20 protein-coding genes are annotated in these 21298 nt (G+C 68.0%); 9 read left to right on the top strand and 11 right to left on the bottom strand.

The genetic code is table 11. The features are described from left to right. Positions 1-2 precede the first annotated feature (2 nt). Positions 3-638 carry an ABC transporter permease gene (locus QSK35_RS10195; protein ID WP_285744579.1) on the bottom strand — a complete coding sequence of 212 codons (636 nt, stop codon included), beginning with the start codon at positions 636-638 and terminating at the stop codon, positions 3-5. Beyond that, positions 635-1717 carry an ABC transporter ATP-binding protein gene (locus QSK35_RS10190; RefSeq protein ID WP_285744577.1) on the bottom strand — a complete coding sequence of 361 codons (1083 nt, stop codon included), beginning with the start codon at positions 1715-1717 and terminating at the stop codon, positions 635-637. Before QSK35_RS10190 ends, QSK35_RS10195 begins: the two co-directional genes overlap by 4 nt. 127 nt (positions 1718-1844) lie before the next feature. On the opposite strand from QSK35_RS10190, the gene QSK35_RS10185 reads away from it, so the two are divergent. Further along, a complete protein-coding gene (locus tag QSK35_RS10185) occupies positions 1845-3404 on the top strand; it encodes a bis-aminopropyl spermidine synthase family protein (protein ID WP_285744575.1) in 1560 nt (519 codons plus the stop codon). A 47-nt stretch (positions 3405-3451) separates the two neighbouring features. On the opposite strand, the gene QSK35_RS10180 is transcribed toward QSK35_RS10185, so the two are convergent. Together QSK35_RS10180 and QSK35_RS10175 are read right to left on the bottom strand one after the other, a co-directional pair. Continuing rightward, positions 3452-6631 carry a bifunctional diguanylate cyclase/phosphodiesterase gene (locus tag QSK35_RS10180; RefSeq protein WP_285744573.1) on the bottom strand — a complete coding sequence of 1060 codons (3180 nt, stop codon included), beginning with the start codon at positions 6629-6631 and terminating at the stop codon, positions 3452-3454. Positions 6632-6877: 246 nt separating this feature from the next. Further along, positions 6878-8065, bottom strand: coding sequence for an NAD(P)-dependent malic enzyme (locus QSK35_RS10175; protein WP_285744571.1), 1188 nt, complete (start codon positions 8063-8065; stop codon positions 6878-6880). Between the two features lie 332 nt (positions 8066-8397). Between QSK35_RS10175 and QSK35_RS10170 the strand changes: the two genes are divergently transcribed. Beyond that, positions 8398-8997 carry a dTDP-4-dehydrorhamnose 3,5-epimerase family protein gene (locus tag QSK35_RS10170; RefSeq protein ID WP_285744569.1) on the top strand — a complete coding sequence of 200 codons (600 nt, stop codon included), beginning with the start codon at positions 8398-8400 and terminating at the stop codon, positions 8995-8997. On the opposite strand, the gene QSK35_RS10165 is transcribed toward QSK35_RS10170, so the two are convergent. Then, positions 8987-9292: a S24/S26 family peptidase gene (locus QSK35_RS10165; protein ID WP_285744567.1), complete on the bottom strand. Its 306-nt coding sequence runs from the start codon at positions 9290-9292 to the stop codon at positions 8987-8989. The two genes, QSK35_RS10170 and QSK35_RS10165, sit on opposite strands and share 11 nt — an antisense overlap. Before the next feature lie 68 nt (positions 9293-9360). Between QSK35_RS10165 and sodN the strand changes: the two genes are divergently transcribed. Next, on the top strand, positions 9361-9768 hold the full coding sequence (gene sodN / locus QSK35_RS10160) for a superoxide dismutase, Ni (RefSeq protein ID WP_285744566.1): 408 nt from the start codon (positions 9361-9363) through the stop codon (positions 9766-9768). A 352-nt stretch (positions 9769-10120) separates the two neighbouring features. Here sodN and QSK35_RS10155 read toward each other — a convergent pair whose 3' ends face one another. Next, positions 10121-10288, bottom strand: coding sequence for a hypothetical protein (locus tag QSK35_RS10155; protein WP_285744564.1), 168 nt, complete (start codon positions 10286-10288; stop codon positions 10121-10123). Positions 10289-10356: 68 nt separating this feature from the next. Here QSK35_RS10155 and QSK35_RS10150 point away from each other — a divergent pair, with 68 nt between their 5' ends. The 4 genes from QSK35_RS10150 (at position 10357) to QSK35_RS10135 (ending at position 13588) form a co-directional block, all read left to right on the top strand. Further along, on the top strand, positions 10357-10956 hold the full coding sequence (locus tag QSK35_RS10150; RefSeq protein ID WP_285744562.1) for a histidine phosphatase family protein: 600 nt from the start codon (positions 10357-10359) through the stop codon (positions 10954-10956). After that, complete coding sequence (locus QSK35_RS10145; protein ID WP_285744560.1) at positions 10941-11432, top strand: GNAT family N-acetyltransferase; 492 nt, start codon at positions 10941-10943, stop codon at positions 11430-11432. Before QSK35_RS10150 ends, QSK35_RS10145 begins: the two co-directional genes overlap by 16 nt. Positions 11433-11578: 146 nt before the next feature. Continuing rightward, a complete protein-coding gene (locus QSK35_RS10140) occupies positions 11579-11980 on the top strand; it encodes a DUF5684 domain-containing protein (protein ID WP_285744558.1) in 402 nt (133 codons plus the stop codon). A gap of 129 nt (positions 11981-12109) precedes the next feature. Beyond that, positions 12110-13588, top strand: coding sequence for a glycoside hydrolase family 28 protein (locus tag QSK35_RS10135; protein ID WP_285744557.1), 1479 nt, complete (start codon positions 12110-12112; stop codon positions 13586-13588). An 8-nt stretch (positions 13589-13596) separates the two neighbouring features. Here QSK35_RS10135 and fxsT read toward each other — a convergent pair whose 3' ends face one another. The 4 genes from fxsT to QSK35_RS10115 form a co-directional block, all read right to left on the bottom strand. Then, positions 13597-15699: an FxSxx-COOH system tetratricopeptide repeat protein gene (fxsT, locus tag QSK35_RS10130; protein ID WP_285744555.1), complete on the bottom strand. Its 2103-nt coding sequence runs from the start codon at positions 15697-15699 to the stop codon at positions 13597-13599. A gap of 54 nt (positions 15700-15753) precedes the next feature. After that, positions 15754-16557, bottom strand: a complete 804-nt coding sequence (locus QSK35_RS10125) for an SAM-dependent methyltransferase (protein WP_285744553.1) — start codon at positions 16555-16557, stop codon at positions 15754-15756. Positions 16558-16716: 159 nt separating this feature from the next. Beyond that, positions 16717-17433 carry a S1 family peptidase gene (locus QSK35_RS10120; RefSeq protein WP_285744551.1) on the bottom strand — a complete coding sequence of 239 codons (717 nt, stop codon included), beginning with the start codon at positions 17431-17433 and terminating at the stop codon, positions 16717-16719. Between the two features lie 82 nt (positions 17434-17515). Next, complete coding sequence (locus tag QSK35_RS10115) at positions 17516-17899, bottom strand: hypothetical protein (protein WP_285744550.1); 384 nt, start codon at positions 17897-17899, stop codon at positions 17516-17518. A gap of 260 nt (positions 17900-18159) precedes the next feature. Between QSK35_RS10115 and QSK35_RS10110 the strand changes: the two genes are divergently transcribed. Beyond that, a complete protein-coding gene (locus QSK35_RS10110) occupies positions 18160-19074 on the top strand; it encodes a diacylglycerol/lipid kinase family protein (RefSeq protein ID WP_285744549.1) in 915 nt (304 codons plus the stop codon). A gap of 233 nt (positions 19075-19307) precedes the next feature. Continuing rightward, positions 19308-19562, top strand: a complete 255-nt coding sequence (locus QSK35_RS10105; protein ID WP_015104912.1) for a WhiB family transcriptional regulator — start codon at positions 19308-19310, stop codon at positions 19560-19562. A gap of 257 nt (positions 19563-19819) precedes the next feature. Here QSK35_RS10105 and QSK35_RS10100 read toward each other — a convergent pair whose 3' ends face one another. Further along, positions 19820-21298, bottom strand: coding sequence for a PAS domain-containing sensor histidine kinase (locus QSK35_RS10100; protein ID WP_285745284.1), 1479 nt, complete (start codon positions 21296-21298; stop codon positions 19820-19822).

Here is a 21298-nt window from a genome sequence, read left to right as displayed (position 1 = left end):
GCTCACCTTCCCGCCCGCACCCAGGGCGTGAGCACCCTTCCGGCCAGTTGCAGCAGCACGTCCCCGATGAATGCGAGCACGAGCGTGCCGATCAGTCCCGCCCAGATGATGTCCTCGTTCGACTGGAAGCCCTGGATGAACAGCTGCCCATAACCACCGAGGCCGATCAACGCGCCGATGCTCACCATGCTGATGTTCGACACCATCGCCACTCGTAGTCCGGCGATGGTGACCGGCACGGCGAGCGGAAGCTCGACGGTCAAAAACCGGCGTAGCGGCCGGAATCCCATCGCATTCGCCGCGGCCACGACGTGGCCGGGCACCGAGTGCAGCCCATCCGCGATGTTGCGGATCAGCAATGCGACCGTGTAGATCGTCAACGCGACGATGATGTTGATCTCGTCGAGGATCTTGCTGCCGAGCAGCACCGGCATGATCACGATCATGGCCAGCGAAGGGACGGTGTAAAGAACGTTCGACAACGGCATCAGCACCGCGCTCGCCGACCTCGACCGGTTCGCCAGCCATCCGAGCGGGATCGCGACGACCAGGCCGAGCAGTACCGGAATCACCGCGAGGCGCAGGTGCACACCGCTCGCTTCCAGGAACTTGTCCCAGTTCTCGAAGATCCAGGTCACGAGGGGACCTCACCCGCCGCACGGGCCGCGGCCAGCGCCTTGAGCACGTCGTCGGCGTGCACCACGCCCACCACCGCACCCTCGGCGTCGACGGTCACGCCGAGCGCGGACGGCGAGCTCAACGCCGCGTCCAGCGCACTGCGCAACGTGCCACCGTCGTACAGCGAGCCGCCCGCGATCAGCCGGTCCGCGGTGACCTCGACCGAACCGTCCACAGGGGACAGCCAGCCGAGCGGCCTGCGCGTGTCGTCGACCACGAGCTTCCAGCTGTTGGACGTGACCGTGTCGCCGACCTTGACCGCGTCGATCTCGTGCACCGGCACGTCCGCCGAGAGGAACGTCAGGGTGCGGTAGCCGCGGTCCTTGCCGACGAAGTTCGCGACGAAGTCGTTGGCGGGTGCGCTGAGCAGCTCGGCCGGCTTCGCGTACTGGGCGAGGTGCCCGCCGGTCCGCATCACCGCCACCTTGTCGCCGAGCTTGAGCGCCTCGTCGATGTCGTGCGTGACGAACACGATCGTCTTGCCGATTTCCGCTTGCAGGCGAAGCAGTTCGTCCTGCAGCCCCTCGCGCACGATCGGGTCGACCGCGCTGAACGGCTCGTCCATCAGCAGCACCGGCGGGTCCGCGGCCAGCGCGCGGGCGACACCGACACGTTGCTGCTGACCACCGGAGAGCTGGGCCGGATAACGTTTTCCGAACTCGGCGGGCAGCCCGACGGTCTCGAGCAGCTCGGCCGCACGTGTGCGGGCCCGCCGTCTGTCCCAACCGGACAGCAGCGGCACGGTCGCGACGTTGTCCAGCACCGTGCGGTGCGGGAAGAGACCGGCCTGCTGGATGACGTACCCGATGCCGCGCCGCAGCGTCGGCGGATCGACCGACAGCACGTCCTTGCCATCCACGAGAATGGTCCCGGACGTGGGATCGATCATACGGTTGACCATGCGCAACGACGTCGTCTTGCCACACCCGGAGGGGCCGACGAACACCGTGATCGTCCCCGCCTCGACCGTCAGGTCGAGCTCGTCGACAGCGATGGTCCCGTCCTCGAACCGCTTGGTGACGGCCCGGAACTCGATCACCCGAAGATCCCTCCGGTCGTGACGGCCACTCGCCGGCCGCCCTGGATGTAGATCCCTGAGACCTTAACTCGTTCGGCGTACCCCGGCACAGCGTTCCAGCATGTGGCAGGCCTATGGTTTCCCGCTTGTGACGATCGATCAGGTGCGGCTGCTGCTGACCGGCCACGGTGTGCACGCCCGCAAGCTGCGGCGCGTGCTCGCGCTGCTCAGTGCCGACTGGCACCCGCTGGCCGAGCTGGTGCGCCTGCCCGCGGTGCCCCGCCGCACCGTGCAGGAACTGCTGAAGGCGATCGCCGACGACCTGGACGTCGACGGCGAGCGCTACCGGGTGAACCCCGCTCGCCAGGCGGACTACCGGGCCGCCTTCGGGTTGACCGAGGACGTCGCCGACCCGGTCGACGCGCTGGTCCCGCGGCACACCGACCAGCTGCGGCTCATCCTGGCCGACATCGCCGAGGTGCCCGCGCCGCTGTCCGCGCTGGACCACGTGCAGGCGACGGCCCAGACCGCGCTGAAACGCGCGCTGTGGCTGGACAACACCTACGAGCTGGGCGGACGGCACCTGCTGTGCCTGGGTGATCACGATCTCACCTCGCTCGCGGTGTGCGCGGTCAACCCGGACGTGACCGTCACCGTCGTCGACCTGGACGACCGCCTGCTCGAATACATCGACCACAAGACGTCTCAGCGGGGCTGGCGCATCCGCACCCTGCACGCCGACTTCCGCTTCGGCCTGCCGCCGTCCCTCGTGGAGACGGCCGACCTGGTGTTCAGCGACCCGCCGTACACCCCGGAGGGCATGGGCCTGTTCGCGGGCCGCGCGATCGAGGCGCTGGAGGACACCGGTTCCGGCCGCATCCTGCTCGCGTACGGGTTCAGCGACCGCACCCCGGCGCTGGGCCTGAAAGTCCAGCAGGAACTGCAGAGACTGGGCCTGGTCTTCGAGGCGATCCTGCCCGCGTTCAACCGGTTCGACGGCGCACAGGCGATCGGCAGCGCCGCCGACCTGTACGTGTGCCGCCCCACCTCGCGCCGCACCGTGTCGTCGGGCACCCGCATCTACACGCACGGCGCGCAGTCCGTGGAGTCGAGCGGCCCGTCGCGGGAAGCGTTGTCCACGTTGAGCGACCTGGCACCCCGCCCCGAGTCGTCCCCGCCGCCGAAGCCGCGCGGGCCCGGCTGGGCGGAGCCGATCGGCAAGGGCGCCGCGTCCCTGGCGCTGGACCTGACCGCCGACCCCGGCCCCTGGCTGCTGCGCTCGATGCTCGCGTCGTCGCCCGCTCGGCTCGCCGCGCTGGTCCCGAACAACCACCCGGCCGTGTCCTCGGCGGCGGGTCAGCAGGAGCTGCAGTCGTTGGTGCGCACGCGGTTCTCGTTGAAGTTCCTGCGCAACAACCCGGACAACAAGCACACGATCGTGGTCGCGGACCAAGTGCTCGCCGGCACGCTGGAACCCGGTGACCTGGTCGTGCGCGAGGTGCTGATGAAGGCGCACGGCAAGCTGGGCAACGTGTGGCGCGAGGCGTTGATCACCGCATCACGCGGGGCGCTGACCAAGCGGCAGGCGCGGGAGGTCGTGGAGAACGCGGCGCCGAACTCGGACGACCTGGAACTGCGGTTGATCGACCTGCCGAAGCACCGCATCGCGGAGCTGCTGCCGGTGATCGCCACCTCGGTAACGCTATGAAGGGAGCTTTCCAAGCGCCCAGCGCTTGGAAAGCTCCCTTCATAGCGTCAGCCGTTGCGGGGGATGTGCAACGGTCCGAGGGCTAGCACCGCACGGAACTCCTTGGGCGGCACCGGACGTGAGAACAACCAGCCCTGGTAGGCGTCCACGCCGACCCCGCGCAGCACGTGGAACTGCGTCGCCGTCTCAACACCTTCGGCGACGCACTTCCGGCCCATCGCACGGGCCATGTCGACGACCGCGCGCGCGACGGCGAAGTCGGAGGAGTCGTTGCCCACACCGGAGACGAACCGGCGGTCCACCTTGATGATCTGCGCGGGCAGGTCCTTCAGACGCGCCAGCGAGGAGTAGCCGGTACCGAAGTCGTCGACCGCGAACTGCACGCCGCGCTGCACCAGTTCGTCCATCGACTGACGCACCCGCGACGGCAGGTCGACCAGAGCCGTCTCCACCAGCTCCAGCACGACGCGGTCCCACGGCACGCCGGACTCGACGATCGCGTTCGACACGATGTCGACGAACTCCGGGTCGCCCGGCACGAGCCCGGCGAGGTTGATCGCGACGGACACGGGCCGGCCGTCGGGCGCGGGCCACGTCGAGGCCTCGCGCAGAGCCGTGCGCAGCACCCAGCGGTCCAGCTCACGCATCAGGTCGCCCTGTTCGGCGACGGGCAGGAACACGTCCGGCGGCAGCAACCCGCGGTCCGGATGCGGCCAGCGCACCAGTGCCTCCGCGGTCAGCACGGCACCGTCCACCCCGACCACCGGCTGGAAGTGCAGCGCGAGCCCGTCGTGTTGCAACGCCTCGCGCAGCTGGCCTTCGAGGTGCACCTGGCGGTCGGCGGACGCGATCAGCGCGGCGGAAGCCAAGGACACGCGCCCGGCCCCGGACCGCTTGGCCTCGAACATCGCGGCGTCGGCGAACCGCAGCAGGTCCGCGCCGTTCGCGCGGGACCCGTTCGGCACCGCGGCGCCGATCGACGCGGAGACCCGGACCAACTGGCCGTGCACCGGAACAGCCGTGCGCAGCAAGGAAGCCACGCGCGTGGCCAGTGCGTCGACCCCGCCCACGGCGTCGATGTCCGAGCAGATGATCACGTACTCGTCGCCGGACAACCGGGCCGCGGTGCACTCGTCGGGCAGGCCGCCCTCCAGCCGTCGCGCCAGAGCGACGAGGAGTTCGTCGCCCGCGTCGTGGCCGAGGGAGTCGTTGACGCGCTTGAAGTTGTCGATGTCGCAGAAGAAGACCGCGACCTTCGAGCGTTTGTCGCTCTCCAGCAGCTTGCCGAGGATCTCCTTGACCAGCGCGCGGTTCGGCAGGCCGGTGAGCTCGTCGTGCGTCGCCTGGTGGCGCAACGCCTCCGCGGTGCGGCGGCGTTCGGTGATGTCCAGGAACGCGATCAGCCAGAACCGGCGGCCGTCGTCCTGCACGGACAACGCGATGTGCAGCTCGCAGTACACGCGTTCGCCGTCGGGCCGTACGAGGATCCGCTGCGGGATCTTGTGCGTGCGCTCGGACGACGCCCAGTCGACGGACCGCAGGCCCACGGACGTGTCGTCGGGGTGGGTGAGCTGCTCGGCGGTCATGCCGCGCAGCTGCTCCAGCTCCATGCCGAGCAGGTCGCACAGCGCGTCGTTGGCGTCGACCAGCCGTTCCGCCTCGTCGAACAGGCCGATGCCGACCGGTGTCACGGACACGAGGTCCGCGAACCGCTGCGACGAGCGCTTCATCCGCGTCTCGGCGGCACGCTGCTCGGTGATGTCCTGCGCGGTGCCAACGGCGAGCTGCTTGCCGTGCTTGTCGTGCACGACCATGCCGTGGCAGCGGAACACGCGGACCACGCCGTCGCGACGGACGAGCCGGTGCTCGCACTGGACCGGGACCTCGTCCGCGGCCAGCTGCTTCCACAGGTCGTCGACCCAGCCGCGGTCCTCGGGGTGCACCAGGTCGAGGTAGGCGTCGTAGCCGGGCGGTTCCTCACGCGGCACGCCGTACAGCTCGTAGAGCATGTCCGACCACACGACGTCGCCCGTCGCGGGATTCCACTCCCACGTGCCGAGCCTCGCGGCCTGCTGGGCGTCGGCGAGCCTGCGCCGGTCGTCGCGCATCTGCCGTTCCAGCGCGCGGGCCTCGGTGACGTCCTGGATCGTGCCGTGCACCCGTTCCAGCTGGCCGGACGGCCCGAGCTCGGCGCGGGCGCGGCAGATGTAGACGTGCTCACCGTCGTGGCTGCGGGTCTCGGCCTCGACCGGCTCGCCGTCCTTGGATTGCAACAGCTTGTGCCGCAGCTCCTCCAGGATCGGCCGGTCGTCCGGGTGGACGCCGCAGAGCAGGTCCTCGTCCGGCTCGGTGTTGATGTCGGCGTACATCTCCAGCAGCACTTCGCTGCGGTGCACGGCCCGTGTCTCGAACTCGTAGGACCAGCTGCCGATGCGCGCGATGCGCTGCGCCTCCAGCAGCCGGGCCCGTTCGGTCGCGAGGTCCGTGGCCCAGCGCTTGGCCTCGGTGATGTCACGGATGTAGCCGGTGATGCGGTGCAGCGTGCCGTCCGGGCGCAGCTGGGCCTCGGCGACACCGCGGATCCAGCGCAGCTGGCCGTCCGGCCGGAGGATCCGGTACTCGATGTCGATCGGGTCGCCGGTGATCTCGCGGTTGGCCCAGTAGCTGGCGACCATCTCCAGGTCGTCGGGGTGCACGACGTCCAGCACGGCCTGCGCGCCGGGAACGACCGTGCCGGGTTCCAGGCCGAGCAGGTCGTAGTGCGTCAACGACCACACGGTCATGCCGGTCGCCGGATCGAACTCCCAGGAGCCGATCTCCGCGACCCGCTGCACCTCTCGCAGCCGGCGCTGTTCGTCCCGCAGGTCGTCGGCGGCGGTGGCGAGGTCGGAGACGTCGATCATCAGCACGGCCTGCAGGCTCGTGCCGGGCACGGGGTGACGGGCGACGCGGACCGGCAGCTCACTGCCGTCGACGCGGCTCAGCCTCAGGTCGGACTGGTCGCCCAGAAGGAGTTCGCTCAACGGCCGGCCGACGAGTTCCTCGGCGGATCTGGCGCCCGTCGCCTCGACGGCGGCGGGATTGGCCTGCATGACGACGCCCTTGGGGTCGACGAGCACGGACGGCGCGTCGGGCAGGGTGAGACCGTCCAGTGTGACGGCATGCCTGGTCGCGGTCCGGCGACCGCGCCCTTCCACCACCGGAGCGCGTCCTACCCACTTGGGCACCGGCCCACCCTCTCCCGCATTCGCCGCCCACGGCAAACGGGGTGGCCGGTTAGGCGGCACCCGAACGGCGGCAAATACGAACCCTCTCCTCGGGTGTTCTCCCGAGGAGAGGGACGGTAGCGCTTCGGAGCGTCATCGCCCACCCCTGCACGGGTTAACGAACAGCCACGTTCGTGGTTCCGCGCGATGGGGTGAAATTTCAGCGATGTCGTTCTTCAGCCGATCTTCAGGAACTTATCGCCCGCTTTATGCAACACCGTCATTCTTTGCCGCCAAAGCAACTGCCGCCGCGACCTCCGGGCCGACCCGCGGGTCGAGCGCGCTCGGCACGATCCGGTCCGGACCGAGGTCGTCGCTCGCCACGGCCGCGATGGCCTCGGCCGCCGCCAGCTTCATGCCCTCGGTGATCCGCCGCGCACCCGCGTCCAGCGCGCCACGGAAGATGCCGGGGAACGCCAGCACGTTGTTGATCTGGTTCGGGAAGTCGCTGCGCCCGGTGGCGACGATCGCGGCGTGCCGCGACGCGACGTCCGGGTGCACCTCGGGGTCCGGGTTGGACAGTGCGAACACGATCGAGTCAGCCGCCATGCTGGCGATCTGCTCCTCGGACACCTTCGACGAGGAAACGCCGATGAAGACGTCGGAACCGCGCAGCGCGTCGGAGATGTCGCCCTTGAGGCCGCTCTGGTTGGTGACCTTGGCGATCTCCGCCTTCACCGGGTTCAGGCCGTCCCGGCCGTCGATCACGATGCCGCGCGAGTCGACCAGCGTGATCTCGCCGACGCCGGCCGCGATGAGGATCTTGGCGATCGCGATGCCCGCGGCGCCCGCACCGGAGATGACCACGCGCTGGTTCGCGATGTCCTTGCCCAGCACGGTGTTCGCGCCGCGCAGCGCGGCGAGGCCGACCACGGCCGTGCCGTGCTGGTCGTCGTGCATGACCGGGCAGTCGAGCGCCTCGATGAGCCGCTGCTCGAGCTCGAAGCAGCGCGGCGCGGCGACGTCCTCGAGGTTGACCGCGCCGAACGACGGGCGCAGCCGGACGAGCGTCTCGACGATCTCGTCCACGTCGGTCGTGTTGAGCACCAGCGGGATGGAGTCGAGGCCGCCGAACGTCTTGAACAGCGCGGCCTTGCCCTCCATGACGGGCAGCGACGCCGCGGCGCCGATGTCACCGAGACCGAGCACCGCGGTGCCGTCGCTGACGACGGCCACGAGCCGGTGCGTCCAGGTGTACTTGGCCGCGAGTTCCGGTTTCTCGGCGATGGCCTTGCTGACCTTCGCGACACCCGGCGTGTACGCGATGGAAAGCGCCCTGGGGTCGGTGAGTGAAGCGGTCACGCCGATCTCTAGCTTTCCGCCGACATGTGCTTCGAAGATCTCGTCGTCGGTGAGCTGGATGGGGTCGGTAGCGGCTTCGTTCAATGCTGTCACGGGGTCCCTCCTGCGGTGCGGGCGGCGAAACCCGAGGGCACGGGTTCTTCACCAGTCGGCGCACCGTTCCAGCGTTGTCGCACTGGATCCACGGGGCCTGGAAAATCGGTCGATCGTTCGGCTTGAGGTACGCCGAAGCACCGGCCGGAGCTGCGGTGTGAAGGAGTGTGACAGGGTCGGCGCCTCGTGTCTGCGGCGGGGATCACACCTTCTGCGCAGGTCAGAGGCTGTTTACCAAAACGTCTGTCCGGTTTTCTGCACCGACCGGTCGGTTTCCGCAGGCAGGGAGCACCCGATCGGTCAAGACGCAGGCGCCCCCTAGGGTGATGTTCATGCAAGCGAGTGAACTGAAAATTTCCGGGGCCTTCGAGTTCACTCCCCGGACGTTTCCCGACGACCGCGGCGTTTTCGTGGCCCCGTTCCAATCGGCCGCCTTCGAGGCGGCGGTGGGTCACTCGCTGCGACTCCGCCAGACGAACCACAGCGTGTCGCGGCGCGGTGTGGTCCGGGGCATCCACTTCGCCGACGTCCCGCCGTCGCAGGCGAAGTACGTCTTCTGCCCGCGCGGCTCGATGCTCGACTTCGTGATCGATGTGCGCGTCGGCTCCCCGACCTTCGGCCAGTGGGACACCGTCCTGCTCACCGACTCGATCTGCAACGCCGTGTACATCCCGGAGGGCCTCGGCCACGCGATGGTCGCGCTCGAGGACGACACGACGATGAGCTACCTGTGCTCCGAGGGCTTCAACCCCGGCGCCGAGCACGGCATCGACCCGCTCGACGCCACGTTGGCGCTGCCGTGGCCGTCCGATCTCGAGCTCGTGCTGTCCGAGAAGGACCGCACTGCCCCGTCTCTGGAGTCGGCGCTGGCCTCCGGCCTGCTGCCGCGCTACGAGGACTGCCTGGCGTTCTACGCGACGCTCAAGGGATGAGCTTGGGCCGCGGCCACAACCGCGCGACGACGCGGGCGACGGCCTCCGCGGGCCCGAGATCCTTGGAGTCCGTCGACCCGTGCGGGTTGTCGCTCGTCACGAACCAGTGCTCCTGATCCACGGGGTGAGACACGCGCTTCACCGACAGCTGATCCGGACGTGACGCCCATCGCACCAGTGCGATGTCGTCCGGCCGGATCTCCCCACCCCACCTGACCAGCACGATGTCGCCGTCGTAGAGGGTTGGAACCATGGACGGTCCCTTGATCAGGACTCGTCTGAACGCCGGTGTCAACGATCACCACCTGGGGTAGCCGGAGTAGGGTCCGTAACGTCGGAGCATCCACTTGTCAGGGAGGAACGATGCGACTCTTGTCGCGCATTCTCCGCCCTCGTCTTGAGGCCACCGCGCACTGCGACCTCCCGTGCGGCGTTTACGACCCCGCGCAGGCCCGCATCGAGGCGGAGTCCATCAAGGCGATCCAGGAGAAGTACCAGGCGAACGAGGACCCGGAGTTCCGGGAGCGCGCCGTTCTCATCAAGGAACAGCGCAGCGAGCTCGTCAAGCACCACCTGTGGGTGCTGTGGACGGACTACTTCAAGCCGCCGCACTTCGAGAAGTACCCCGAGCTGCACGACCTGTTCAACCGGGCGACCAAGGCCGCGGGCGCGTCCGGCACCAAGGGCTCGATGGACCCGGCCAAGGGGCAGGAACTGCTCGACCTGATCGCCTCGATCGACAAGATCTTCTGGGAGACGAAGCAGGGCTGAGCAGCATCGTTTCGTGTGACGGCCCGGCGACGCGTGTCGCCGGGCCGTTCACGTTCGTCAGTCTTCGCAGATGAGCAGGCTCAGGCCCGACGGTGCGAGATCGGGGGCCTCGGCTCGTTCGACGTCGAGCGCCTGCAGGTTCAGGACGTGGTCCATGCAGCTCTCCTGATGGTGTCGGAATTGGTCCGAGGTGATCACCTGCACCCAGAGTTACCAGGCCGTGCGGAATAAGTCACCGTTCCCTTTGGAACGCAACGTCTCAACAGCGCGAAGTCCACGCACGAGGCGCCGCCCGTGGTAGCGGCGCGCCAAAAAGCGCCGACCGAACCGACCGGCGCCCCCAGTCCGCGGCTCAGGCGGGTCTTTCCTCGTCCTGCGGCCCCTCCTCCACCTGGCGCAGCTTGTTCCAGGTCGACGTCAGCTCGGCGCGAATCCGCGCGATCTGGACGCCGAAGGACGCGCGGATCTCGCGTGCATCCACCTCGTCAGGTGGGCGCGGGTCCGGATGATCGGCAGCCATGGCCGACCGGATACCTCACCACCATGCTCGCCCAAACGTGAATAGGGTCACTACTTAAACTCGAACACGTGAGCACTCACCTCTACCTGCTGCGACACGGTCAAACCGAGTGGTCGGAGAGCGGCAGGCACACGGGCGTCACCGACATCCCGCTCACCCCTGAGGGCGAACAGCAGGCCAGACGAGCCGGCGCGGTGCTCGCCCGGTTGCGGAACACGGACGTTCCGCCGCGGCTCGTCATGACCAGTCCCCGGCAGCGCGCCACGAGGACGGCGGAGCTGGCCGGGCTGCACGTCACCGAGACCACCGAGCTCCTCGCCGAGTGGAACTACGGCGACTACGAGGGCGTGACGACCCCGAAGATCCGCGAGACCGTGCCCGGCTGGACCGTCTGGACGCACCCGATCCCCCACGGCGAGACGGCCGAACAGGTCGAGCAACGAGCCAAGGCAGTACTCAAAACAGCACGGGAAGCACTCCAGGCGGGCGACGTCGTGCTCGTCGGGCACGGCCACTTCAGCCGGGTGCTGATCGCGGCCTGGCTGAACCTCCCGCCGAGCCAGGGGGTCCATTTCGGACTCGACCCGGCCGGCATCACGGTGCTCGGTGACGAGCGCGGCGATCCACAGATACGACGGCTGAACGTTCCAGCATGGGAAGAGGTCTGATGATCCGGCGAATCCGCGAGGAAGACGTCGAAGCGGTGACGAACCTCGTCTACGAGCTCGCCGAGTACGAGCGGGCGCGCGACGAGTGCCACGTGACGCCGGACCAGCTGCACAAGGCGCTGTTCTGCGACGAGCCGAAGCTGTTCGGGCACGTGGCCGAAGTGGACGGCCGAGTCGTCGGCATGGCGTTGTGGTTCCTCAACTTCTCGACGTGGGACGGCGTGCACGGCCTGTACCTCGAGGACCTCTACGTGACGCCGAGCCAGCGCGGATCGGGGCTGGGCAAGGCGTTGCTGGAGGAGCTCGCGGCGGAGTGCGTCCGCAACGGCTACACGCGGCTGCAGTGGTCGGTGCTCGACTGGAACACACCGTCGATCGACTTCTACAAGTCGCTGGGCGCGGTTCCGACGCCGGAATGGCTCGGTATGCGGGTAACCGGTGCGGCACTGAACCTTCTGGGTCACCCGCAAGATTGACAGCCGGTCTCGAACGGCTCACGAAACGGGCAATCCACAACGGACGAGTCCACCCTGCTGGCAGCGTCCCGCGCCGGATCCAGCGACGGGACCCCCGACCCGCGGGCGAGCAGCGCCCGCGACCCGCCGCCAGATTGGAACTTGTTGTGGACACTGACGTCACGACCACTTCGGTCGACACCGCCGCCCTGACGGGCATGTTGGTGACCATCGGCATCATCTCCGCGGTCGTCGCGCTCATCGCGATCGCCGCGCACTGGAAGATCTTCACCAAGGCCGGGCAGCCGGGCTGGGCGGCGATCATCCCGTTCTACAACATCTACATCCTGCTGAAGATCGTCGGCCGTCCGGGCTGGTGGCTGGTCCTGCTGCTGATCCCGTTCGTCAACGTCATCATCCTGCTGATCGTGTCGATCGACCTCGCGAAGTCGTTCGGCAAGGGCACGGGCTTCGGCGTCGTCGGCCTGTGGCTGTTCAGCCTGATCGGCTACCTGATCCTGGGCTTCGGCGACGCGCAGTACCGCGGTCCGGCGGCCGCCACCGCCTGATCGTTCCACGTGGCCGGGCCTGGACTGTGGGCCCGGCCACTATTAGGCTCAGCTCTGAAACCGTTTTCAGTGTGTTTCATCGACGCCGAGTCCGCCGCCTCGACGCACACGAGGAAGGACCTCTCAACGATGAGGCGTCGCACGACCGGAGCGCTGCTGGCGCTAGTCACGGGCGCGGCATTCTGCGTTCCAGGGGTCGCCAACGCGGCCACGTTCAACGTGAAGGACTACGGGGCCAAGGGCGACGGCAAGGCCGTCGACTCCGCGGCGATCGACAAGGCCATCGCCGCGGCGAGCGCGGCGGGCAACGGCGTCGTCGAGATCCCGCCCGGCACCTACCTGTCCCGCTCGATCCACCTGAAGAGCAACGTCACGATCAACATCCAGGAAGGCGCGCGGATCGTCGCGTCGGGCAGCGGCATCGACGCACCCGAGTCGAACCCGAACTCGAAGTACCAGGACTTCGGGCACAGCCACTTCCGCAACGCGCTGCTCTGGGGCGAGAACGTCGAGAACCTCAGCTTCACCGGCAAGGGCGTCATCGACGGCGCCAACAAGCTGGAGACCGGCGAGAACATCCCGGCGGGCAAGGGCGACAAGATGCTGTCGCTCAAGTTCTGCAAGAACGTCAACATCAGCGACGTCACGTTCCGCGAGGCCGGCCACTTCGCGATCATCGTGAACGGCTGCAACGGCATGAAGCTCAACCGCATCAAGGTCGACAGCCCGGACGACCGCGACGGCATCAACTTCATCAACAGCGCCAACATCGAGCTCGCCGACTCCACGATCATCGCCAGCGACGACGCCGTGGCGTTCAAGAGCGACTTCGCCACGGGCAAGACGTTCCTGAGCGAGAACAACGTGGTGCGCAACTCGACGATCCAGTCGACCGAGAACAACGCCATCCAGTTCGGCTCCGAGACGTGCGGCAGCTTCCGCAACATCGTCTTCAAGGACCTCAAGGTCACCGGCGCCTCGAAGGCGGGCCTCGGCATCGTCTCGATGGACGGCGCGACGATCGAGAACGTCACCTACGAGAACATCCAGCTGACGAAGACCGCGTCCCCGATCTTCCTGCACATCGGCGAGCGCGGCCGCTGCCCCGGCAGCCCCAAGGCGGGCAAGATCCGCAACATCACCTACCGCAACATCACCGGCACGAACCTCACCGCGCCACGCGACATCCCCGGTGACCCCGAGTACGCGTCGACCATCTCCGGCCACACCAACTCGGCCATCGAGGGTCTCACGTTCGACAACGTTCGGTTCTCAGTTCCAGGCGGGCACAAGGAATCCGACGCTGGTCGGGTCCCGCCGGAGGTCACCAAGGAGTACCCGCCGCGGATCTTCGGTGCGCGGCCCGCGTTCGGATTCTGGTTGCGGCACGCCAAGAACGTGAAGTTCGTCGGGTCGACTATCGAGTTCGACAAGGCTGACGGGCGGCCTGCGTTCGTCACCGATGACGTGCAGGGCGTTTCCCTGGACGGGGTGAAGGTCGAGCGGTCCACCGGGTCTAACGACGTGCTGTGGCGCAAGAGCAGCGGGCAGCAGGTCACCAACAGCTCGTCGACCTCAGGCCAGGCGCTGCGGGTGAAGGCGAGCTAGCGCCAGGATCAGCGCCGGGCCTGACGATCCTCGATCTGTTGGGCCCGGTCGCGAGCCGCCCGCGCGGCCGCCGCTTCGCCGAGGCCGCCCAGTACCTCGGCGAGGTTTTGCAGGGCACGGGCGGTCGCCGGGTGATCTGGGCCGTAGCAGGCCTCCCTGATCGTCAACGCACGCTCAAGAATCGGTTTGGCATCAATCAGCCGACCCAGGTCGCAATAGGCCGCCGCAAGGTTGGTCAAGCAGATCGCGACGGTGATGTGCTCCGGACCGTTGCTCGTTTCCGTGATCCGCAGCGTTTGTTCGAGCAACGAGGCCGCGCCTTCGGCATCCCCAAGGTCGCCCAGCGCCAAAGCGAGGTTGTTCATACACGCGGCCCGCACATAATCGTCGCGATCAGGATCGGCTTCGACCAGCCCGAGGGCTCGTTCGAAGAGGGTCCTGGCCTCGGCTGGTCGACCGAGATCGAGCAACGCGCTCGCGAGAGAGTTCCGGTACGGAACGACCTTGGGGCTGTCCGGACCATACTCGGCTTCGATGAGGCGCAACGCACGTTCGAACAACGGCTTGGCTTCGCTCGGCTGACCAAGGTCGTAGAGCACTCTACCGAGGTTGTTGATCCTGACGGCGATCCGCAGGTCGTCAGGACGGTGGCGGCCTTCTTCGATGGCCAGTGCGCGCTCAAACAAGGGTTTGGCGTCAGCCACCTGTCCGAGCTCCCTGAGGTAGCTGCCCGCCCTTTCGAGCAACCAACTGATCGTCGCGGGTTCCGCCAAAGCATCCGCCTGATCGTGATCCACCACGGCAAGGACATGCGGCAACATCTGCCGCCAGCGCGGCCACGACTTCGGTTCCAGTTCAAGGTTGGACGGGAGCGCTGTTCTGAGCAGTGCGGCGGCAATGGCTGTTGGATGCGGATCCAGGGTGGCGTGGGTTCGCACCGCCAGCTGGACCACCCGGTGCATCACGAGCTGCCCGTCCACTCGCTGTACCAGGGAATGGTCGACCAGCACCCCGACGACGTCACTGAAGTCTCCAGACGTGCTCGCCGCTGCTGTGGCCAGAGGCTCGGGCAGCACGTTCGCGTTGTCGGTGAACAGGTCCAGTGGGATCGCTTCCGGAGCGAGGTAGGCGCATACCGCCAGCAACTGTGCGGCGGCCGGATGGTGTTCGTCGATCCACCCCAGGCTGACCGACCAGAGGGTTTTCAGAGTGTTCTGGTGGCTCCGGCGATGCGCGTCCTGTCCACGTTCGGCGACCGCTTCCGGCACGCGGCGCAGAACGTCGAGGTAATCGTCGATCGGACAGTTGGACTGGCGCAGATAAGCGGCGGCCTGCTCCAGTGCGAGCGGCAGATCACCCAGTAACTCGGCTAGTTCTTCGGCCTGCGAATCCGACACCGCAGGTGCTCGCCGCTGCACCAGCTCGATCGACCGGACACGCGGCAGGATGTCGAGGTTGATCACGTCGCCGATCGCATCGAAACCGGACCGACGCGTCGTCACGAGCACGTGGCCGGACCCGGTCGGGATGAACGGGCGGATGCCCTCCGCGGTCTCCGCGTTGTCGAACACGAGCAACCAGCGATCCCTGTTGTGCAGCGCGGACATCACCGCCGACACTGACTCGGCGGCGTTGTCGGAGAGCACGAGTCCGAGCTCCTTGCCGAGCTGCGCGAGCTGACCGGGAACCAGCGCCAGGTCCTCCGCCGAGATCCACCACACGAGGTCGTAGTCCTTGGCGCGCCAGTTGCAGTACTCGACGGCCAGCTGTGTCTTGCCGACACCGCCCATACCGCGAACCGCGTGCACCGCAACGGTTCGGTTGCCCTTGAGCAGGTCGCGCAGCCGGCGCAGATCCTCCTGGCGGCCGGTGAAGTTCGGGTTGCGCGCCGGCGTGTTCCACACCTGCGGCCGGGACCCCACCGCATCAGCGAGGACTGGCGCGATGGTGAACGCGATCATGAACAACAGCAAGGCGAGCAGTCCGACCCACACCAATACCGGATCCTGCATCCACCCCGGAAAGTGCTCGCTCGCCGCGTTGATCCACAGGCCGCTGACAACGACTAGAACAACCTCGATCACCAGGACGGACGTGCGGCGTGAATCCATCGATGCCCCTGTACGACTGCGGCGTGAGCCGACAACCGTACCGGACCAAATGTCCTAGCGGACCACTCCGACGGCGCCGTAGCTGGTCGCGTCCGCCGCCGGGCTCGGACTGGGCAGATCACCATCAGCCCGCCAGTGCGCGGCCAGCACGAGCCCGGGATCGAGCAGTTCCAACCCAGCCACCGCTTCCTCAACGTCCTTTTTGGACCGAGGCACCAGCGGAGTGTCGGTCATGTCGGCCACCTTGATCAGTTTGTCGATCAGCTCGGGCTCGACGTCGTTCGTCAGGTGCGTGACCGCGATGATGCTGCCGGGAGCCAGCAGGGCACGGTAGGCCTCGATCACCTCGGTCGGTTCGGACGGACCGGTGAGGCACGGCAGCACGCCGATCAGGAACACGGCGACCGGCTCGTTGAAGTCGATGAGGCTGCGTGTCTCGGGATGGTTGACGACGGCGCGCGCGTCGCGCAGATCGGCCTCGACGATCGTGGCGGACTTGTTGTCGCGCAGCATGGTCCGGGAGTGGGCGACGGCGACCGGGTCGAAGTCGACGTAGACGACGCGGCACGTCGGGTCGAGGGGGACCGCGATCTCGTGGACGTTGCCCGCGGTCGGGATGCCGCTACCGAGGTCGAGGAACTGGCGGATGCCCCGTTCGACGCAGATCTTCACCACGCGGCGCAGGAACGAGCGGATGCTGCGCACCATCTCGGCGGCCGGGAAGTCGCTGGATTCCTCGCCGAGCTTCCGGTCGATGGCGAAGTTGTGCGCACCACCGAGGTAGTAGTCGAACAACCGGGCGACATTCGGGCGCTCGGAATCGCCATTCGTCGTCACCCGCTTCGGGCGGTCCTGCACTGCGCACCTCACCCTGCTCCCGGAGCGGCGCGAACGCTGGCAGAACGGTAGCTGGCTACTCCGTTCGTGTCCATCCACCATTCGTGAACACGCAGGGTGATTGAGACGCGTTTTGATAACGCGGGAGCCCACGCGAGCGCCGGGCTCCCGCGTTACCTGTCAGACGCCTGCGACCGACTGGATCCAGGGCCGATAGCGGGTGATGTTGGTGTATGCCGAGCGGGTGGCACGGTCCGACGTGGACGCGACGCCGACCTGCTTGCCACCGGCGAACATCGGGCCGCCCGAGTCACCGCCGGCGGCGATGCCGTTGCCACGGCGCACACACACCGCTACGCCGCCGCGGTAGTCGCTGCACGACACGGACGTCACGACCGTGTTCGCGACCTTGAGGTAGCGCGACTGGCACTGGATCTCCGGCCGGTCGGTGCAGGTGGCGCCCCAGCCGTAGAGCTGGACGGTGTCGTTCACGTGGACGTTCGCCGTCGTGCCGAGCGGCGAGTACGTCGCCGGCACCGACCTGTTGAGCTTCACCAGCGCGATGTCGGCGGACGAGTGCCGCACGATCTGCGTGCCGGTCGCGGTGGTGCCACCGGACGTCTGGTCGAGGCTGCCGATGCGGAAGGTGTACGTGCCGGAGCTCGCGACACAGTGGTATGCGGTCAGGATCCAGGTCGGCGCAATGATCGTGGCCGAGCAGTTCTCCCGGCCGTTGACGAACAACCGGGCCGCCCATGGTGCGTTGGAGGCGTTGCCGCCACCGATGATGAACGGCTGGACGTCACCGTCCGGTGTGGAGGACGGGGCCGCGTGGGCGGCCGGGGTCAAGGCGAGCGCCGCCAGGAAGGCGCCCGCGATCGCGGTGATAACGCGCATGAATGGTCACCTCATGAGTGCAGGGAGTGGTGAAGTCACCACTCACAGCATCACTCGATGGTGTGGCCTGGAACACCCGCCGTTAGTCGGCTTCGGTTCCCATCGCCCAGGCGCGCCCTTCGCGCGTGAACAGCAGCACGAGCACCGCGACGCAGTAGAGGCCCGCGAGCGCTCCCATGAGCTGCTGGTTGGACGGCCCGTAGGCGTACCAGGCGCAGCCGATCAGCAGCAGCTGCGTGACGATCACCGGGCTGCGCGCGCCGTGCTTTCCGCGCCACAGCAGGAAAGCGGCCGCCAGCACGCCGGCGAACAGCAGGACCAGCAGCCCGGCCGCGCCGAGGATCTTGCCGCCGGACGGCACGCCCTGGAGAACACGCACGACGAGCGCGACCGCGAGCGCGATCCCGCCGACTCCCTGTAGTGCGGTGAGTGCCGCCGCGATCCGCACCGCGCGAGGAACCTGCACGAGAACGGCCTTTCTTCACGTTGCGTACCGGTCACGGATCGTAGGCCACCCGGTTGGAGGTCTCATCGAGACGGTCGCTCGGGGGAAGATCAAGGGGCCTTTCTCAGCGAGCCGGCGGTCGGGCCGGGGTGCACTCGCTTCGCAAGGCGCGCTGCTGGACCGAGCGGAAGGGAGACTTGCGCCACTTTCGTGAGGGACGAGCCACCCTGAGGGAGGACATGCGCGCCGCGAACGGTCACGCACTGTCCTACTCTGCAGTGGTGCGCGCTCTACTAGTGGTCAACCCGCAGGCGACAACGACTACGCCGGCGGGCCGTGACGTGCTGGCGCACGCCCTCGCGAGCGACGTGAAGCTGGAGATCGTCGAGACCTGCTACCGCGGGCACGCGGCCGACGCCGCCGCCCAGGCGGTCGTCGACGGCTTCGACCTGGTCGTGGCCCATGGCGGCGACGGCACGGTCAACGAGGTCGTCAACGGCCTGTTGCGCGACGGCATCGCCGGCGCGCCCATGCTCGGCATCGTGCCGGGCGGTTCCGCGAACGTCTTCGCGGGCGCGCTGGGACTGCCGCGCGACCCGGTCGAGGCCACGCACCGCCTGCTGCAGGCGATCGAGCACGGCACGAGCCGCCGCATCGGGCTCGGCAAGGTTCAGAACCGCTGGTTCACCTTCAACGCCGGAGTCGGCCTGGACGCCGACGTCGTCGCCGGTGTCGAGCGCAAGCGCGCGAAGGGCCGCGAGGCCAGCCCGTTGCTGTACCTGACCACCGCGTTGCGTTCCTACGCGAAGCTGCTGCGCACTCCCGCGCGCTTCACGGTGGAGATTCCGGGTGAGGACGCCTTCACCGACCTCGGCATGGTGTTCGTGTCGAACACCGACCCGTGGACGTACTTCGGCGACAAGGCGATCCGTCTCAACCCGAGCACCGGTTTCGACGGCGGACTCGGGTTGTCCGCATTGCGTACGCTGCGCGTTCCCACCGTGGCGAGGTACGTCACGCAGATCCTGGCGCACGGGAATCCAAAAGGCGGGAATCTCGTTCGGCGTGATGACGTTTCTTATGTCAAAGTGAAGTGCGAGGAGCCCGCCAACCTGCAGGTCGACGGCGACTTCCTCGGCACGACGACCGAGGTGGAGTTCCGAGCGGTTCCCGAGGCGCTGACAGTCTGCATCTGACTGTCCGTGATCGGCGCGTGACCGTCTCGCTACCCATCCGGGATGTTCGGCAATCGGCTGACCGCGCTGCGTGAAACCGCAGGTGAACTACGTCGATCGTTTGGGTGAGTTCACTCACCGGGTTAGTGCTAACCCCTTGACATCCCAGCCGTTCGTGAAAGCATTCACAAGCACCCCAAACCGACCGCTGACAACCGGCGTGCCCTGGCGCGCCTAGCTGAGGAGTAGTTCCAATGGACTGGCGCCACCGCGCGATCTGCCGCGACGAGGACCCCGAGCTGTTCTTCCCCGTTGGGAACAGCGGTCCTGCGCTCCTGCAGATCGCCGAGGCGAAGACCGTCTGCCGTCGTTGCCCCGTCGTCTCCGACTGCCTCGCGTGGGCGCTCGAGAGCGGCCAGGACGCCGGCGTCTGGGGCGGTATGAGCGAAGACGAGCGACGCGCTCTCAAGCGCCGCAACGCCCGTACGCGGGCTCGCAGCAACGCCTGACCTCCCGTCAGGCGGCCGTGCTGCCGCTGAACTGAAGTGCAGCAGTGTTTGTCTTAAAAGAAGGGCCCGACACCGTGCCAGGTGTCGGGCTCTTCTGGTTGTTGCACACCCTCCCGCATGACCACGTGACGCCGCTGAGGCTGACCATCACGTGTGCACGACGTGAGTTTAGCGTTGACTTTCGCGGGGTCTGAACTCGGCCCCATTACCGCGTCGTAGCCCTCTTCGCAAGCACATCTGACCACTCGATGTTGTGGTCAGCGCCGCGGACGCAGCGGTACCCGGAGCACCGCTTCCGTGCCGCCGCGTTCACGCCGCCGCAGGCTCAGCGACCCGCGCAGCTCCGAGTCCACCAGCGTGCGCACGATCTGCAGCCCGAGCCGCTCGGTGCGCTCCAGGGAGAACCCCGGCGGCAGGCCGCGCCCGTCGTCGCGGATGGAGACGTCCAGCCACTTCGCGGACCGCTCGGACACCACGACCACCTCGCCGCGCTGGCCGGGTGCGTAGGCGTGCTCGAACGCGTTCTGCACGAGCTCGGTCAGCACCATCACCAGGGGCGTCGCGATCTCGGCCGGCACGACGCCGAACTCGCCCTCGCGCCGCACGACGACCTGGGTCTCGGTGACCGCGACGTCGCCCATCATCGGGATGACCTTGTCCACCACATCGTCGAGGTCGACGCGCTCGTCGACGGACATCGACAGGGTCTCGTGCACCAGCGCGATCGACGTCACCCGGCGCACGGACTCGGCGAGCGCCTCGCGTGCCTCCGGGTTCGTCATCCGCCGGGACTGCAGCCGCAGCAGCGCGGCCACGGTCTGCAGGTTGTTCTTCACGCGGTGGTGGATCTCGCGGATCGTCGCGTCCTTGGACATCAAGGCCCGGTCGCGGCGGCGCACGTCCGTCACGTCGCGGCACAACACCAGAGCGCCCGCCGCCTGCCCCCGCGGACGCAACGGCAGGGCGCGGAACAGCACCGCGGCGCCACGGCGTGACTCGGCCTCCATGCGCATCGAGGGCTGCCCGTCCAGCGCCGCACGGATCCGCTGGGCGACCTCGGTCGCGTCGAACGGGTCGCCGATGAGCGACCTCGTCAACGGCGCCAGGTGCACGCCGACCAGGTCGGACGCGTGCCCCATGCGGTGGTAGGCCGACAGCGCGTTGGGCGAGGCGAACACCACGGCGCCCGCCGGGTCGAGCCGGATCAGACCGTCGCCGACGCGCGGGCTGGTGTGCACGTCCGGCGAGGGCTCGGTGGTCGGGAACGTGCCGTCCGCGATCATCTGGCACAGGTCGGCGGCGCTGCCGAGGTAGGAGATCTCCAGCGGTGACGGCACGCGCGGCACGGCCAGGTTCGTGCTGCGCGACAGCACGGCGATGACCCGGTCGCCCAGGCGCACCGGGATCGTCTCCCGGCGCACGGGCACGCCCAGGTGCCAGCGCGGGTCCTCCTCGCGGCAGATGCGCGACTCGTCGATGGCGCGGCGCAGCTGCGGGTGCTCTTCCACCACCACGGTGCTGCCGACGACGTCCTCGGGGTGCGCGGTGGGCGCCGTGGTGGGCCGGGCCTGCGCGACGCACAGGAAGCTGTCCTCGTCCAGCGGCACCCACAGCAGAAAGTCCGCGAACGACAGGTCCGACAGCAGTTGCCACTCGGCCACGACCAGCTGCAGGTGGTCGACCGCCGCGCCGGAGAGCTTGGTGTGCTCCGCCAGCAGATCCGTGAGCGTGCTCAG

It is taken from the genome of Lentzea sp. NBRC 105346 (assembly GCF_030269605.1).
Classification (GTDB): Bacteria; Actinomycetota; Actinomycetes; order Mycobacteriales; family Pseudonocardiaceae; genus Lentzea.
The sequence above is the reverse complement of the archived record's forward strand: the minus strand, read 5'-3'. Positions and strand labels throughout refer to the sequence as shown.

Coding starts and splice junctions, on each gene's coding strand:
- QSK35_RS10170 (WP_285744569.1), top strand. CDS start 8,398: ATGCAAGCGAGTGAACTGAAAATTTCCGGGGCCTTCGAGTTCACTCCC.
- sodN (WP_285744566.1), top strand. CDS start 9,361: ATGCGACTCTTGTCGCGCATTCTCCGCCCTCGTCTTGAGGCCACCGCG.
- QSK35_RS10155 (WP_285744564.1), bottom strand. CDS start 10,288: ATGGCTGCCGATCATCCGGACCCGCGCCCACCTGACGAGGTGGATGCA.
- QSK35_RS10145 (WP_285744560.1), top strand. CDS start 10,941: ATGGGAAGAGGTCTGATGATCCGGCGAATCCGCGAGGAAGACGTCGAA.
- QSK35_RS10135 (WP_285744557.1), top strand. CDS start 12,110: ATGAGGCGTCGCACGACCGGAGCGCTGCTGGCGCTAGTCACGGGCGCG.
- fxsT (WP_285744555.1), bottom strand. CDS start 15,699: ATGGATTCACGCCGCACGTCCGTCCTGGTGATCGAGGTTGTTCTAGTC.
- QSK35_RS10120 (WP_285744551.1), bottom strand. CDS start 17,433: ATGCGCGTTATCACCGCGATCGCGGGCGCCTTCCTGGCGGCGCTCGCC.
- QSK35_RS10105 (WP_015104912.1), top strand. CDS start 19,308: ATGGACTGGCGCCACCGCGCGATCTGCCGCGACGAGGACCCCGAGCTG.